A 15,839-nucleotide genomic window follows, 5' to 3' on the forward strand; every position below is an offset into this window, starting at 1 on the left:
AAAGGTGCAATATAAGTGCAATAGAACAAAAGCAAGGTGGAAAACAAGTTATGAATAAGCAGGATTTTATTCAAAAATTTCAGCTACAACCACTTGAGCCTTCAAGCCAAACATTTGTTTTCCCAAGCAAGCTTAAAGAAGCGGCGGTATTAATTGCGCTTTGCGAGATGACTAAAGGTGAAGTTAGCAATGCTGAGGTTGCGAGCGACAAAGCGCAAGACGAGCTTTCTTTATCTGTAGTGTTAACCAAACGCGCCAGTCATTTAAAACATCATGCTGGGCAAATTAGCTTTCCTGGCGGTAAAGTCGAAAGTTCAGACACCTCAAAAGCAGAAACCGCACTGCGCGAAGCGGAAGAAGAAATTGGCTTGAATCGCCAACAAGTAACTGTACTAGGTCAGCTGAGCGATTATCACACCATTACTGGCTTTAATGTTACCCCTGTGGTTGGCGTGATCAGCGGCGATTTCGATTTATCGATTGATGAAAATGAAGTAGCCGAAGTATTTACTGTGCCGCTTAAACATTTTATCGATGGTGATAGCCACACTAAACTGCCCATGTATCATCGCGGTCACAAGCACTATGTGCACTTTATGCCCTACCAAGAACACCAAATTTGGGGAGCTACTGCGGCCATCATCGCCGATTTAGTCGCTCACCTAATGCCGCAACCTGCTTAAACTTCAAGCGCCCACACATCGCTAGTCAACTATTCCTGACACTATCATCTATAATTTAGCTAACAAGCCAAGACACAAGTTTTTAATTGAATAGCTTTTCGGTAGAATTGCCGAATTATATTTCTAAATAAAATAACTATACGATTATTTATTCAGGTATTTGCATGATAAGTGTATTTGATATGTTTTCCATCGGTATCGGCCCTTCCAGCTCTCACACCGTTGGACCAATGCGAGCAGCAAAATTATTTGCGGAACATTTAGCAGAGCATGCGCTAGTGGCGAAAACCGATCGCATTCGCTGTGAACTCTTCGGTTCGCTCGGTCAAACCGGAATTGGCCATGGCACGGGTAAAGCGGTAATTCTTGGGCTTACTGGTCAAGCACCAGAAAGCATTCCAGTCGAGTCGATAGAGCAAATTCTTGCAGATACCGTTGCCAGTGAACAAATTAACTTGTTGGGCGAGCACAAAATAGCTTTTCCAAAAGCAAACGCGATTGTCTATCACCGCCGTAAAACCTTGCCTGCTCATGCCAATGCGATGACCCTTTACGCATACCATGCTGACGAGGTGATTTTTGAAGAAACTTATTACAGCATTGGTGGCGGTTTTATTGTCCAAGATTGCGACTTTGAAAAAGAAAAAGACAAAGCGCTATCACTGCATACCAATATTAAACGGCCGCATATTTTTTCAACCGCTGACGAGTTAATTAAAGAAGCGAACGAAAAAGGGCTAAGCATCAGTACCATCATGATGAACAACGAGAAGTGTTTATCAGACGAAGCTTCTATCCGCACTGGTTTAGTTACCATATGGCAAGCAATGAAAGACAGCGTTGAGCGCGGTATGCGCACAGAAGGCATTTTACCCGGCGGTTTAAAAGTTAATCGTCGCGCCCCTGCCCTGCATCGCTCGTTATCAGTCGAGAATAACAACGATCCACTAAGTGCCATGGACTGGGTGAATTTATTCGCACTGGCTGTAAATGAAGAAAATGCGGCGGGTAGTCGCGTAGTTACCGCACCGACCAATGGCGCTGCGGGCATTATTCCAGCTGTGCTTTGCTACTACGACAAGTTTATCAAACCAGTTACCGATGAAGACTGTATCCGCTATTTATTAACCGCCGCTGCAATCGGTATTTTGTACAAAACTAACGCGACCATCTCTGGTGCTGAAGGCGGCTGCCAAGCCGAAGTTGGTGTGGCTTGTTCAATGGCGGCGGGTGCCCTGACCGAAATCATGGGAGGCTCACCGACACAAGTCGAAAATGCCGCCGAAATCGGCATGGAGCACAACCTTGGTTTAACCTGCGATCCCGTTGGTGGTTTAGTGCAAGTACCATGTATTGAGCGTAACGCCATGGGCGCCGTAAAAGCCATTAATGCCTCACGCTTGGCTCTGCGCGGCACAGGCACGCATAAAGTTTCACTGGATAAAGTGATTAAAACCATGTGGGATACCGGTAACGATATGAAAACTAAATACAAAGAAACGTCACGTGGTGGCTTGGCGGTAAATATTATCGAGTGTTAACTAGCCGCCCAATCAAGTATAAAAAGCTAAGTATAAAAACTAGACATAAAAAAAACGAGCATTAATGCTCGTTTTTGGTTTGTGGTATCAACTTAGACTCACTACTTAGTCGGTAACTCAATATCCGACATCATCTCGTCTATTTCGACATTGTTTTTCAACAACATGGCTTTCGTTACTAAGTCGCGATTTAAGTGCGGTGCAAAACGTTCAATAAAGTCGAACATATAGCCACGTAAGAAGGTGCCGCGTCTAAAACCAATTTTGGTGGTACTGGCTTTAAATAAATGGCTGGCATCTAATACCACTAAATCGCTGTCGGTTTCTGGATCCATTGCCATGGTAGCAATTACACCAATGCCCACACCTAAGCGTACATATGTTTTAATCACATCCGCATCAGTTGCAGTAAACGCAACTTTTGGCTCACAACCTGCAGCACTAAACGCTTTGTCTAGCTCTGAACGCCCCGTAAAGCCAAATACATAAGTGACTAGCGAATACTGCGCAATATCAGCAATGGTTAAATTAGTCACTTTAGCTAATGGGTGGTCTTTGCGAACAATGATGCTGCGATTCCAGTGGTAACAAGGCAACATAATCAAATCGTTGTATAGGTGCAAAGACTCAGTAGCAATGGCAAAATCTGCTTCACCTTTCGCCGATGCTTCGCTTATTTGCTGCGGTGTTCCTTGGTACATATGCAGTGATACTTTAGGGTATTTTTTCATAAACCCTTGAATAACATCTGGCAATGCATAACGTGCTTGAGTATGTGTGGTTGCGATGCGAAGCTTGCCCTCGTCTGGCTGAGTATGCTCGCGGGCGACGGCTTTGATCGCTTCAACTTTATTGAGAATTTCTGTCGCAATGTTGATCACTTCATGGCCTGCTGAAGTGACATGGGTTAAATGTTTACCGCTACGACCAAAAATTTGAATACCTAATTCATCTTCCAACATTCGAACTTGCTTACTGATGCCGGGTTGCGAAGTGTAAAGGCTCTCGGCTGTTGCCGAGACATTGAGGTTATTATTTAGTACCTCAACAATGTATCTTAGTTGTTGGAGCTTCATTTTATTCCATTACCACATTGATTTTGAGTATTTTTATTCCAAAAATATATACTTAAATACTGCAATATTCCATATTATTTTTAAAATTTTACAGCTTATAACAAAAGTTTAGCAAGCTTCCGCCATATTGCTTGGAGTTTTTACTGTTTTACCCATCTTCATTTGCAAGTAGCCGTATAAATTAGAATGTTTTTCCTAATTTCAGATATTTAGCGCTATGCTAAACAATACAATTTTTGTAGACTGCTATAAGCTGTATCAGATTATTTAATTGAGAAAAAAACATGATAGCAATAATTGTCGGATTGATTATCGCACTCATTATTATTGTCGTAGTTGTGAGCGCAATCCAGCAACACAAAGAAAAAATGGAAGCTGAAAAGCGTGCACAAGTTGCCAAGCACAAAGCTATCATTGATGAAACAGAAGAGCTGATCATGGCAATGGCGTTACTGCCAGAGAACCCAACTGTTGTTGAAGTGCTAAGCCGCCGTAGCTTAAATGCAGCAAAAGCAATTGAGCAAATTATGCCTGAAATGAAAGGTGTTAAAGGCCGTATTCAAGAATTTGAAAATCGCTTAAAAGCGTCTGCTGATATGGCGGCAAGCAACAGTGGCAAAGAACAACAGTTCACCCTACCTGACAATGAACAACAGCTTGTGCAAATTCTACAATGCATTAAAAAGCTGCGCGCAACCTTAAAATCTGAGCAAAATAAAGGCGCATTGGATGCTCAGGTATTTATGCAGCAAGACTTACGTTTAGACTCAATGCAGATCAAGATAAATATTGAGAGCTTACTTAAACGCGGTAACGCAGCATACTCAAAAGAAATGTTAGGCTCAGCTCGTCAATACTATGAAAAAGCCTTATCTTCGATTGATAATACGGCAAACCAAAATGAGTACACGCAAAGTAAAAAAGCTGAAATTCAAGAAAAGCTGCAAGACATTACCAACGAATTGAAGAACACCAACGCTCGCGACGCAGAAAAGAAAGCCAAGAGCGAAGAGGACGATTTGGACTTGCTATTCCAACCAAAGAAAAAGTGGTAATAGCGAATTACCTTTCGAATACTAACAACCGGCCTAGCGCCGGTTGTTTTGCTTTATGCACAGGCTTTTAAGGGAAACAAAGTTTTCATATACTAGGCGCTTTACCTAATTATCATTAGTTGCTTTACCGCTCGTTGTGACAAAACATTCATCATCTACAATCGTGCTACCGTCGTTTTTACGTAAAACGATGAAAGCCTATGCACTTAAGGCCGCTATTCGTGAGTTTGGCTGTGAGCTCAACCGTATTGGTCGATCGCGCAATTGGCGCCTTATTGCCGACAAATACCAACTCCAAGATATTATCGATTTTATTGAAGCCAATGATGAGCAAAGCTGGTTGTGGCTGGCAAAGCATTTGAAAGCCCAGCAAGAAACACTAACACATGATGATTTAGTCTTTATCGCGAAACAAAATACGGGTATCACAGTTAATCAACTGATTGCAAAAACTGACTGTACTGCAGCACAAGCCAGACGTGTAATCGACGAGTTAGAGTTTCTTTGATTTAGGTGAATTAGATTTAAGCAGACCTACCCTATTCACTCCTTGTCGCTTTCCCCCGCATCCCCCCTCAAGAACAATCTACAAAACATTTAGCCTTTATAATCATTCACTTAAAAAATTTTAGCCTCTTGTACATTTCTTATTAGTAATGCTCGTTGTGCAGTTTTGCTTTACAAAAAATCATACCAACACTATAGTGACATCAAATTGATATCACTTAGAGGTGTTTATGAAAGAAAAAGTAGGATTTTCACTCAATGGTTATTTAGCGGCGCTGATATTACTGGCGCTACAAGTGCTATCGGTGATCAGTTTAATCAGCTATGCAGATCAGCCTAGCGCGCCAATTGGCAGTATTTTATTCATCCTGATTGTCGGTGTTTGTTGGCCAGGCTTATTTATTATTCAACCTAATCAAGCCAAGGTAATGACCTTCTTTGGCAGTTACGTTGGCACAGTTAAACACAGCGGTTTGCGTTGGACGATTCCGTTATTTGTGCGCCGCAATATTTCACTTCGTATTCGTAACTTTGAAAGCGGCCAGCTTAAGGTTAATGACAATCACGGTAACCCGATTGAAATTGCCGCAGTCGTTGTTTGGGCAGTAGATGACACCGCAGAAGCGGTATTTGAAGTGGATGATTACGAGAGTTACGTCAGCATTCAAAGTGAAGCGGCATTGCGTAATATGGCAACGACCTACCCGTATGACCTGCACGAAGGTGATGCTGTCGCGCTACGTAGCCATCCTAAAGAGGTTTCTGAGTCGTTAAAAACAGAAATTCAGCAACGCTTAGATAAAGCTGGCGTACATGTGTTGGAAGCGCGAATCAGTCATTTGGCCTATGCACCAGAAATTGCCAGTGCTATGCTCCAACGCCAGCAAGCGTCAGCAATTGTCGCAGCACGCAGTAAAATAGTTGAAGGTGCTGTTGGTATGGTCGAAGCTGCGCTAGCAAAATTGTCAGAAAAAGAGATAGTTGACCTAGATGAAGAGCGTAAAGCAGCGATGGTGAGTAATTTATTGGTAGTGCTGTGTGGCGAGCATAATACTCAACCTGTGATTAATGCTGGTAGTCTTTATTAGCCGTTGGCATCCGTTGGTACTAATCACTAGGAGATATTATGGCAGCGAAGAAAAGCTTTCCACTGCGCATTAACCCAGACGTGCTAGCCGCAACACAGCGCTGGGCAGACGATGAATTGCGCAGTGTTAACGCCCAAATTGAATATCTGCTTAGGGATGCGCTGATTAAATCTGGGCGAATTAAACTCGTTCAGCAAGTAGTGACCGAAATTGAAGTCTTGGATACAAGCACTACTGACAGTAAGAAAGAAAAGAGCACCAAATAAAAGAGTAAAGAAATAGCTCAATAAAAAATAAAGTAATAAAAAAGGAGTGAGTTGGCCAACTCACTCCTTTTTAGGTTTTGACCCGTCCTAAATAAGGCTGTTTTATAAGCCTACTGCTGGAAACGATATACACTACCTAGCGCTAAAATTTGCGTTAATTCATCAAGTGCCGTGCGCGATTCTGTGACTAACGCAGGGTCACGTAAATCATCGAACGTTAACTGGTCGCGATAATGCTTATCAACCCAAGCATTTAATTCTGCAAACTTAGCATCCGTTAATAAACATTGCTGGTTAACGGCATTCACTTCTTGCTCGTTCATCGCTACTCGCAAACGCAAGCATGCTGGGCCACCACCATTTTTCATACTTTCGTTCACATCAAAGTAGTGAACTTGCTTGATTGGTGTATTAAGCGTCACTAATTCATCTAAGTAAGCTTTTACGCTTGGGTTATCATGACAGTGCATTGGCGCAATGATGGCCATTTCGCCAGATGGCAAGGTAATAATCTGCGTGTTAAATAAGTAAGTGCTAACACAATCAGCAACGGATACTTGCTCAGTTTTAACCTCAACCGCGTGTAACTCGCCACCAAACTTAGTGCGCAGTTCGTTTAGGAACAGCTCGGTATCAAGGAATGCTTCTTGGTGATAGAAAAGCACATTTTGGTTACCAACAGCGATCACATCGTTATGGAAGACACCTTGGTCAATTACGTCTGGGTTTTGCTGTACATAAACAGTTTGGGCGTCAGACAAGCCATGTAAACGCGCCACGGCTTTACTTGCTTCGATAGTTTGGCGAGCGGGGAATTTACTCGGCGTGGGCTTGTTGCGGTTAAAGGCGTAACGACCAAATGTGAAGATCTCCACACCTGCTTCATGATAATCACCACATAGGCGCGTATGGTTTGCCGCACCTTCATCACCAAAGTGATCATTGTCTGGTAAGTGTTGGTGATGTACGAAGTGGTTTTCGTCGTTAAATGTCGCTTTTAAAATATTGCCTGTCGTATCTGGCTCTAATGAACGGTGAAACTTATTGGTTAAGTTGGCAGGAGTAAAATGTACCTTACCATCAGCAGTGTCAGCCGCCGGCGATACTGTTGCAGCATTGGCTGTCCACATGCTTGATGCTGAACAACAAGCTGACAAAAGTGCTGGTGCTTGCTTGTAGGCAGCTTCCAATACTTGCGCATCACTGCCGGTAAAGCCAAGGCGACGTAGTGCATACATATCAGGACGTTCTTGCGGCGCTAAAATACCTTGTGTCATCCCCATATCATGCAAGGCTTTCATCTTTTTCAAACCTTGCTTAGCCGCTTGTTTCGGGCTAGAGGTGTCATTAGCATTGCTTAACGACGCAACATTACCTTCCGACAATCCAGCGTAGTTATGGGTTGGGCCAACCAAGCCATCAAAGTTAACTTCTTTGCTGTTTACTAGCTTTGTATTCATTATTACTCCTAATTTTGACGGCTTTTATTCACTATGAGTTGCGCGTTAATTGCTAGCTTGTCACCGAATGTTTATTCAATTGCTTAGCGGAAAAATAATTTGCAAAAATTGCGCGCATTACACTAAACATCACTAACAATCATGACTAAATAATGTTCAAGATATAGCACAACGCCTAACTTTTGCGTTTCATTTACGCTTTTGACACTCAACCTAATACACAGAGAAGATTTGTCTAGCTGCACTTTTTAAACGGATAAGGTAACAATCCGCACTAAAATTTGAAGGTTATTATGCCTTTTTTTACTGGTTTACCAAAGTTAAATTGGCTAACAGAAAGCCCTAAACCCCTTATTTTAAAAGGGCTCAAGCAAGCTCTATGCATAATTATTCATGTGCCGATGATATTAATTCTTTCCTTATTAGTGCAATTCAACAGCCATCACAAAGTGGCAAATCATAAAAACAGAAAAGCCGCAATAAGCGGCTTTTTATATTCGTTTTGGCTTGCTGTTTTCAGCTTATGCTTGGGCTTTTGTTTCGCCTTGTGCATCAGCTAGGCCCTGCTCGCCAGCGAATTTATCAACCCATAAAGCAATAGCACCATCACCAGTAACATTACACGCCGTACCGAAGCTATCTTGCGCTAAGTAAAGAGCAATCATCAGTGCTAATGCTGCATCGGTGAAACCTAGCATAGTGCCGAGTAAACCAAGTGCTGACATCACCGCACCACCTGGTGCGCCTGGCGCAGCAATCATGGTTACCCCTAGCATTAAAATAAACGGCACCATGCCGCCAATACCCGGTAAGGCAATTTCAGGCGTTAATAACATGACCGCAGTCGCACAAGTTACGATGGTAATGGTTGAGCCACTTAAGTGAATTGATGCACAAAGTGGCACGGTAAAGTTAGCAATACCATCGCGTACTTTGTTTTCTTTGGTCGCACGAAGTGACACTGGAATTGTTGCTGCGCTCGACATTGTACCTAGCGCGGTAAAATAAGCCGGAAGCATGTTTTTTAAGAGGCTAAGCGGTGATTTACCCATGGCTGCGGCACTACCGATATATAGCACTGAAATCCATAACCAATGCATCACAATCGCCAGCACTAACACTACACCAAAAGTTTTCAATGTTGAGAATACCGTGCCATCCACCGTCATTTCCGCAAATACACCGGCAATGTAAAGCGGTAAAGCTGGAATAATTACCTTACTTAAGAGTACTTCTACAATATCACGCGCCTCATTAATGCCCTTACGCAGGCTAGTCGCATTGATTGCACTAATACCGATACCTAAAATAAAGGCTAACGCTAACGCCGTCATCACTTCAAAAAGCGGCGGGATACTAATATCGATAAAGCCTTTGAGCTTTTCGCCTTCCGCGGCAGCTTCCAAGGCATTACCCGACACTAAGCTCGGTAAAATTGAGCTAGCAATTAGAAACGCTAACGTACCGGCTACTATGGTTGAGCCGTAGGCTAAACCGACGGTTTTACCCAGCAGCGAGCCTGAGCCTTGCGGCAAAGATGCGATACCGCTGGCAATATAGAACAGAATAATCAGTGGGATGGTAAATTTGATCAGCTGGCCAATCAGGGTTTGCGCCGTAAACAGTAGTTGAACAATAAAATCTGGCGCGTAAAGGCCAATTAGCATACCGCCAATGATACCGGCGATTAGTTTAATGACTAGGTTCATGGATGATCTTCTCTCTGGAACAATATTTTTGTTGTTATGGAACTTATACCAATTTCAATAAATACTTGATCATTCTGGCTGGTTAAAATGCTCATTAACTGCGTTGTTATTTTTGAAATTAGAACAACTAGTTACCAAAAAACAACGCCTTGTTTATGAACCTTTTTCCTACGCCATAATTGATCAACTAATTAATTCAATTGGTATTATAAAAATCTTATGCAAGGCATTCTAACGTGTTTTTTAACTGCTATGCACGTGCTTGCCACTCAAGTGCAAGGTAAACCGCTTTTTTACCTTCAGCTTTTGGCAAGAAAGGCTGACAAATAAAGTAGCCTGGAATCGTTACTAGCTCAAGCTCCCCTGCTTCTGAATTCGCAAAAACAAACGGCATTCGCTTGCGCTGCCATGGCGTAATGTTAAGCTCTTGTAATACCTTTTTCATCGAACGTGAATGGGCACGATAATCCGGCAGAATTTTAGGGTTATGATGATTAAACTGAATAACAAGCTTATTAACGGAATCCGGTATCGCAATCACTAAGCTAGTTGGCTTCCCATTTTCTTTTGTTGCATTATTTACAGTATCGGGCACTTGTAGTTTGGTAACCACTAACTTACCTAAGCCATCCGGTAGTTCAACCGTTTGTGCATTGCTAGCTAGATCCACCACCCTAATTTCGTCAGTAAATTCACTCACATCTGCAAAGCTTGATGTAAAAAACAACTGGCCTTTATAGCGCCGTGCCCAAACATTACCTAGCTTAACTTCTGGCACTTTATCTTCTGCCACATTAAGTTGCTGATAAAGCTGTTGCAGCTGCGCTTGCGATGGCATTTGAATAGCTTCGCCCCTAGGCATTGTTAATTTAGCTGAAAGAAAGTAGCGAATAAGGTTATTGAAGCGTGCTTCGCTAAGCTTAGCGAGTTTTTCTATGGCTAAACCGGCTTCGTAACCAAAACTTGCTAAGTCTTGCGCGGCAAGTTCATCTACTAATTGCTGGTTTTGCTGGCAAAGCTCAGCACTGCGCGCCGCGGCTTGGCTAAATGCAGGCCAACGTGCAGTTAAGCTAGGAATAACTTCATTGCGCAAGAAGTTGCGATCGTAACGATTATCGGCATTTGACTCATCGGTTACCCAAGCTAGGTTATGATTGCTTGCATAGCTTTCAATATCAATGCGTGAAACCGATAGCAATGGCCGACACAGCTTGTGCTGCGCTAAATCGCTCTCACTTGCCATTGCCCCTAAGCCTTTAACGCCTGAGCCACGTTTAAGTGCCAACAACATAGTTTCTAGCTGATCATCAATATGGTGCCCCGTGAGTATTAGAGCAGGTTTTTCACTGGCAGCTGTTAACGCTTGATATCTCGCCTCGCGCGCCAAGGCTTCAATACTTTCGCCACTATCCAGTGCTAAGCTGACTTTGACCACATTAAGGGCAACACCACGGCGCTGACATTCCTGCTCAGCAAATTGCTGCCAGTTATCGGCATTAACACTTAAGCCGTGGTGAATATGGCAAACTAGCAAATCGCGTACGCTCGCTTGTTGCTCCTCTACTATTTGGCAAACCAAATCCAGCAATACTTGTGAGTCAGCGCCGCCACTGTAGCCAACGATCACAGGGTATTCTGGATATTTGCTAAAGAGTTGTCGAAGTTTATCAAGCGCAGTATTCATAAAGGAAAGATCGGAAAAATAGCAATAAGTGACAGATTAACAATAAAAAAAGCGGCTTAATAGCCGCTTTTCGTGATTAGATTCGCTTTGCCTAAAGTTAACCGGCTTGCTAAGGTCTATCTGGCCTAGCTCGATTTATTTGGCCTAGCTCTATCTATTTGGCCTAGCAGTAGCCAAACGACATTAAGCGCTCGTAACGCTTTTCGATAAGCTCGTCTTTCGACAGACCTTCAAGTGACGTCAAGTCAGCTTTAATCGCTTGCTTTAACATCGCTGACATTTGATCCATATCGCGATGCGCGCCACCTAATGGCTCTTCAACGATATTGTCAATCAGCTCAAGCTCTTTAATACGTTTCGCAGTAATACCCATCGCTTCGGCGGCTGTTGATGCTTTTTCTGCGGTTTTCCACAAGATTGATGCACAGCCTTCCGGTGAAATTACCGAGTAAGTAGAATATTGCAGCATGTTCACACGATCACCCACACCAATCGCAAGTGCACCACCAGAGCCACCTTCACCAATAACCGTGCAAACAATTGGTACAGTTAAGCGTGCCATCACTTTTAAGTTACGTGCAATCGCTTCACTTTGACCGCGCTCTTCCGCACCAACACCTGGATAAGCACCTGGAGTGTCAATAAAAGTGATAATTGGCATATTAAAACGCTCAGCCATTTCCATTAAGCGCAAAGCTTTGCGATAACCTTCAGGGCGTGGCATACCAAAATTACGTTTTACTTTTTCAGCCGTTGAGCGACCTTTTTGGTGGCCAATAACCATCACAGGCTTGCCGTCTAAACGCGCAGTACCACCCACAATGGCTTTATCATCAGCATAGGCACGGTCGCCAGCTAACTCGTCGAATTCATCAAAAATACGGCTCAGGTAGTCTTGTGTGTATGGACGCTGTGGGTGACGAGCAACACGAGCCGTTTGCCAAGGGTCTAAATTAGCGTAGATTTTTTTCGTTAGTTCGTTGTTCTTATCACGCAGTTGGCTGATTTGCTCTTCTAAATCAAGATTCAGCTCTTGGCCGTTGTTAACCAATTGCAGCTCTTCGATTTTTTCTTCTAGTTCGGCAATCGGTTGTTCAAAGTCTAAAAAATTTAATGACATATGCGTTGGTCTACCTAACCTGTCGTTAACTGATATTTGCTTATTTAAGCTTAGCTACCAGTATTTTGTTATTTGAATTGCAAAGCAAGGTTTTCCTCACCTAGCAGTTGTTTCATTTCGTGCAGTAACATGTCCGCAGGGGTTACCCGCCACTGCACGCCCAGTTCAAGCATCCCTTGTGCCTCTTGGCGTTTATAGAAGACTCGCACTGGGCAAGTACCGTCTTTGTAAGGTGACAATACCTGCGTAAATTGTTCGATAAAATCCGCACCGATTTGACTGCTATCAACGTTAAGATCAAGAGATTTAACGTGATTTTCTCTGGCGTCTGCGATCGTGATTATATCTCGGCCGGACATTGTATATCCACCAGAATAATCATCAAAGCTGACCTGTCCGCTACACACCAAAATTGCATCGTTAACTAGAAGGTCTTGAAACCTATCATAATCATCTGGAAAGAGTCGCACATCAAGGCGTGCACTTCGATCATCAAGCGTGACTAACGCCCAGCGACGGCCGCGCTTGTTGACGAGCACCCGTACGCCAATAACCAAGCCCACCAAGGTGGCAGATTTATCGCGCCCTGTCGGTTGAACGCCAACTAACCTGCTGGAAGCATAATGCTTAATCTCAGCAAGGTAGCGATTAATGGGGTGGCCTGTTAGGTATAAGCCAAGCGTTTCTTTTTCCCCTTCCAGCCATTCTTGCTCTGGCCAATGAGGCACTTCTTTAAAGGTTTGGCGAGTATCTTCTGGCTGCTCGTTAATTAAGCCAAATAAATCATCTTGCCCTAATGCTTGTGCTTTCGCGTGTTGCTCTGCCGCTTTAATCGCTTCTGGTAGAGTCTCGAACATGGCTGCGCGATGCGGTCCTAGCTTATCCATTGCGCCGGACTTAATTAAGCGCTCTAAAACCCGTTTATTGGTTTTCTTGATATCAACACGAGCACAAAAATCGAATAAATCGGCGAATGGCCCACCGGCTTCACGGGCTTCAATAATGGCCTCAATAGGCCCTTCACCAACCCCTTTAACTGCGCCAATACCGTAAACGATTTCGTTGTCGTCGTTGACGGTAAATTTGTATTGGCCGGAATTCACATCTGGTGGCAACAAGGTTAAGTCCATATTGTTGCATTCATCCACCAAGGTCACGATTTTATCCGTGTTATCCATATCTGCCGACATTACCGCAGCCATAAATGGCTCAGGGTAATGGGCTTTCATCCACAGCGTTTGGTAGGAAACTAGCGCGTACGCTGCCGAGTGCGATTTGTTAAAACCATAACCGGCGAACTTTTCTACCAAGTCGAAGATTTTCATCGCCAATTCGCCATCGACGCCTTGGCCTTTCGCCCCCTCTTCGAATACGGCACGTTGTTTTGCCATTTCTTCTGGCTTTTTCTTACCCATGGCACGGCGCAGCATATCCGCGCCACCCAGCGTATAACCGGCAAGTACCTGCGCAATTTGCATTACCTGCTCTTGGTAGAGAATAATGCCGTAGGTTGGCTCAAGCACAGGTTTTAGCCACTCGTGCTGCCATGTTGCATCTGGGTAAGAAACTTCTTCACGCCCGTGCTTACGTTCGATAAAGTTATCTACCATGCCCGAATCTAGTGGCCCCGGTCTAAACAGGGCTACCAGTGCGATAATATCCTCAAAACAGTCAGGTTTTAGCTTTTCAATCAGCGCTTTCATACCCGACGATTCCAGCTGGAATACGGCGGTGGTTTGCGCTGCTAGTAGAACTTTAAAGGCGTCTTTATCGTCGAGTGGGATGGCGGCGATATCAATGGGTTCGCCATCAGTTTTGGCGATTTTCTCATTCGCCATATTGATCGCCCACTGCAAGATAGTCAGCGTTCGAAGACCAAGGAAGTCAAACTTAACCAAACCTGCATCTTCAACATCGTTTTTATCGAACTGAGTTACAGGGTTTTTACCTTCATCGTCACAGTAAAGTGGTGCAAAATCAGTGATCGTAGTGGGCGAGATAACAACACCACCAGCGTGTTTACCGGCGTTACGTGTCGTTCCCTCTAGGATTCGACACATATCAATTAAGTCTTTAACTTCCGAGTCTTGCTCGTAAATTTCTGGCAGCTTTGGCTCAACGTCAAAGGCTTTTGCCAGTGTCATCCCAGGGTCGCCAGGAATGAGCTTAGAAATACGGTCAACAAAACCGTAGGGGTGACCCAAGACACGACCAACATCGCGAATTACCGCTTTTGCCGCCATGGTACCAAAGGTGATAATTTGCGATACCGCATCACGGCCATAAAGCTCGGCGGTATGATCAATTACCTCATCGCGGCGATCCATACAGAAATCGACGTCGAAATCCGGCATCGAGATCCGCTCTGGGTTAAGGAATCGCTCGAATAGCAGGTCAAATTCTAGTGGGTCTAGGTCGGTAATTTTTAATGCGTAAGCCACCAGTGAGCCTGCACCAGAGCCACGGCCCGGTCCCACTGGAATATCGTTATCCTTACTCCACTGGATAAACTCCATTACGATCAAGAAGTAACCGGGGAAACCCATATTGTTGATAACGTCTAACTCAATTTTTAGGCGTTCATCGTAAGGTTGTCGCTTTTCCGCAAAGTCCGGCGCATCTTTATCAAATAAGAACTCTAAACGCTCTTGCAAGCCTTCTTCCGATACTTTGACGAGGAAGTCGTCAATCTTCATCCCCTCGGTTGGGAAATCAGGCAGGAAGTATTCGCCAAGACGCACTGTAGCATTACAGCGTTTGGCAATTTCTACCGAGTTAGCAAGTGCTTCAGGAATGTCTGAAAACAGCTCACACATTTCTTCTTCAGAGCGCAGGTATTGCTGCGGCGAATAGCGTTTGGGACGACGCTTATCATCAAGAGTAAAACCGTCGTGAATTGCCACGCGGATTTCGTGGGCATCGAAATCTTCTGGATTAAGAAATACCACTTCGTTAGTAGCGACCACAGGTAAGCCTTGCGCACTTGCCAGCTCAACGGCTAAATGCAGGTAAGTTTCTTCGTCTTGTCGGCCAGTGCGAATCAGCTCAAGATAGTATCTGTCAGCAAAATGGGTTTGATAAAAGCTGACCATTTCAGCAACCAGCGCTTGGTTACCTTTTAAAAGTGCCTTACCAACATCCCCTTCACGACCGCCAGAGAGTAAAATAATGCCTTCGGCATGCTCAACTAACCATTCTTTATCCAGTACCGCTTTACCTTGCACATGACCACGTAAATAGGCTTTTGAAATAAGCTCTGTCAGGTTTTTATAGCCAGTATTGTCAGATGCAATCACCACCAAGCGAAACAGTTCATCTTCCAATTCTTCGCTTTTTACCCAAAAGTCCGTACCTATAATTGGCTTAATACCGGCACCGTGACAGCCGTGATAAAACTTTACCAAACCACACAAGTTAGTCTGATCGCTAATGCCAATCGCGGGCATATTTAGCGATTCGGCCTTGCCAATAATCGGCTTCATTTTCGCTAAGCCGTCACTCATCGAAAAGTCACTGTGGACTCGCAAGTGAATAAATTTTGGATCGCTTTGGGTTACTGGCTCTGACATCTAGTTGGCTTATCTTCTATGGTTCTTACACGAATGCTGAAATTACGAATGCTGAAATCAGCTACATTCTTTTTATTATTA

General features: G+C 43.9%; 12 protein-coding genes. 6 read left to right on the forward strand and 6 right to left on the reverse strand.

The genetic code is table 11. From position 1 onward, the window contains the following. Window positions 1-50: 50 nt before the first annotated feature. Window positions 51-683: a CoA pyrophosphatase gene (locus tag DXX92_RS12685; RefSeq protein WP_116000772.1), complete on the forward strand. Its 633-nt coding sequence runs from the start codon at window positions 51-53 to the stop codon at window positions 681-683. A 164-nt stretch (window positions 684-847) separates the two neighbouring features. Then, the gene (locus DXX92_RS12690; protein WP_116000773.1) at window positions 848-2,224 is read left to right on the forward strand and encodes an L-serine ammonia-lyase; all 1,377 of its coding nucleotides are present in this window, start codon (window positions 848-850) and stop codon (window positions 2,222-2,224) included. A gap of 101 nt (window positions 2,225-2,325) precedes the next feature. On the opposite strand, the gene cysB is transcribed toward DXX92_RS12690, so the two are convergent. Further along, window positions 2,326-3,300, reverse strand: a complete 975-nt coding sequence (cysB, locus tag DXX92_RS12695; protein WP_116000774.1) for an HTH-type transcriptional regulator CysB — start codon at window positions 3,298-3,300, stop codon at window positions 2,326-2,328. 284 nt (window positions 3,301-3,584) lie between these two features. On the opposite strand from cysB, the gene DXX92_RS12700 reads away from it, so the two are divergent. The 4 genes from DXX92_RS12700 (at window position 3,585) to DXX92_RS12715 (ending at window position 6,216) form a co-directional block, all read left to right on the forward strand. Beyond that, complete coding sequence (locus DXX92_RS12700; RefSeq protein ID WP_116000775.1) at window positions 3,585-4,355, forward strand: hypothetical protein; 771 nt, start codon at window positions 3,585-3,587, stop codon at window positions 4,353-4,355. A 190-nt stretch (window positions 4,356-4,545) separates the two neighbouring features. Continuing rightward, complete coding sequence (locus DXX92_RS12705) at window positions 4,546-4,863, forward strand: ribosome recycling factor family protein (protein WP_116000776.1); 318 nt, start codon at window positions 4,546-4,548, stop codon at window positions 4,861-4,863. Window positions 4,864-5,092: 229 nt separating this feature from the next. Then, window positions 5,093-5,950 (forward strand): SPFH domain-containing protein, encoded by an 858-nt coding sequence (locus tag DXX92_RS12710; RefSeq protein ID WP_116000777.1) that lies wholly within the window; start codon window positions 5,093-5,095, stop codon window positions 5,948-5,950. A 38-nt stretch (window positions 5,951-5,988) separates the two neighbouring features. After that, window positions 5,989-6,216, forward strand: coding sequence for a hypothetical protein (locus DXX92_RS12715; RefSeq protein WP_116000778.1), 228 nt, complete (start codon window positions 5,989-5,991; stop codon window positions 6,214-6,216). Between the two features lie 110 nt (window positions 6,217-6,326). Here DXX92_RS12715 and astB read toward each other — a convergent pair whose 3' ends face one another. The 5 genes from astB to dnaE form a co-directional block, all read right to left on the reverse strand. Then, entirely contained in the window at window positions 6,327-7,676 is a 1,350-nt protein-coding gene (astB, locus tag DXX92_RS12720) for an N-succinylarginine dihydrolase (protein ID WP_116000779.1), read from the reverse strand. 521 nt (window positions 7,677-8,197) lie between these two features. Beyond that, entirely contained in the window at window positions 8,198-9,385 is a 1,188-nt protein-coding gene (locus DXX92_RS12725; RefSeq protein WP_116000780.1) for a dicarboxylate/amino acid:cation symporter, read from the reverse strand. Between the two features lie 250 nt (window positions 9,386-9,635). Beyond that, entirely contained in the window at window positions 9,636-11,069 is a 1,434-nt protein-coding gene (gene tilS, locus DXX92_RS12730) for a tRNA lysidine(34) synthetase TilS (protein ID WP_116000781.1), read from the reverse strand. A gap of 163 nt (window positions 11,070-11,232) precedes the next feature. Further along, a complete protein-coding gene (gene accA / locus DXX92_RS12735) occupies window positions 11,233-12,189 on the reverse strand; it encodes an acetyl-CoA carboxylase carboxyl transferase subunit alpha (RefSeq protein ID WP_116000782.1) in 957 nt (318 codons plus the stop codon). A gap of 68 nt (window positions 12,190-12,257) precedes the next feature. Further along, complete coding sequence (gene dnaE, locus DXX92_RS12740; protein ID WP_116000783.1) at window positions 12,258-15,758, reverse strand: DNA polymerase III subunit alpha; 3,501 nt, start codon at window positions 15,756-15,758, stop codon at window positions 12,258-12,260. Window positions 15,759-15,839: the final 81 nt, after the last annotated feature.

The sequence above is a fragment of the Thalassotalea euphylliae genome (assembly GCF_003390395.1).
GTDB lineage: Bacteria > Pseudomonadota > Gammaproteobacteria > Enterobacterales > Alteromonadaceae > Thalassotalea_F > Thalassotalea_F euphylliae_C.

Bases quoted from the DNA above. Each gene is read 5' to 3' on its own strand.
- dnaE (WP_116000783.1), bottom strand. From the start codon at position 15,758: ATGTCAGAGCCAGTAACCCAAAGCGATCCAAAATTTATTCACTTGCGA.
- cysB (WP_116000774.1), bottom strand. From the start codon at position 3,300: ATGAAGCTCCAACAACTAAGATACATTGTTGAGGTACTAAATAATAAC.
- DXX92_RS12715 (WP_116000778.1), top strand. From the start codon at position 5,989: ATGGCAGCGAAGAAAAGCTTTCCACTGCGCATTAACCCAGACGTGCTA.
- DXX92_RS12705 (WP_116000776.1), top strand. From the start codon at position 4,546: ATGAAAGCCTATGCACTTAAGGCCGCTATTCGTGAGTTTGGCTGTGAG.
- accA (WP_116000782.1), bottom strand. From the start codon at position 12,189: ATGTCATTAAATTTTTTAGACTTTGAACAACCGATTGCCGAACTAGAA.
- DXX92_RS12710 (WP_116000777.1), top strand. From the start codon at position 5,093: ATGAAAGAAAAAGTAGGATTTTCACTCAATGGTTATTTAGCGGCGCTG.
- tilS (WP_116000781.1), bottom strand. From the start codon at position 11,069: ATGAATACTGCGCTTGATAAACTTCGACAACTCTTTAGCAAATATCCA.
- DXX92_RS12725 (WP_116000780.1), bottom strand. From the start codon at position 9,385: ATGAACCTAGTCATTAAACTAATCGCCGGTATCATTGGCGGTATGCTA.
- astB (WP_116000779.1), bottom strand. From the start codon at position 7,676: ATGAATACAAAGCTAGTAAACAGCAAAGAAGTTAACTTTGATGGCTTG.
- DXX92_RS12700 (WP_116000775.1), top strand. From the start codon at position 3,585: ATGATAGCAATAATTGTCGGATTGATTATCGCACTCATTATTATTGTC.
- DXX92_RS12685 (WP_116000772.1), top strand. From the start codon at position 51: ATGAATAAGCAGGATTTTATTCAAAAATTTCAGCTACAACCACTTGAG.
- DXX92_RS12690 (WP_116000773.1), top strand. From the start codon at position 848: ATGATAAGTGTATTTGATATGTTTTCCATCGGTATCGGCCCTTCCAGC.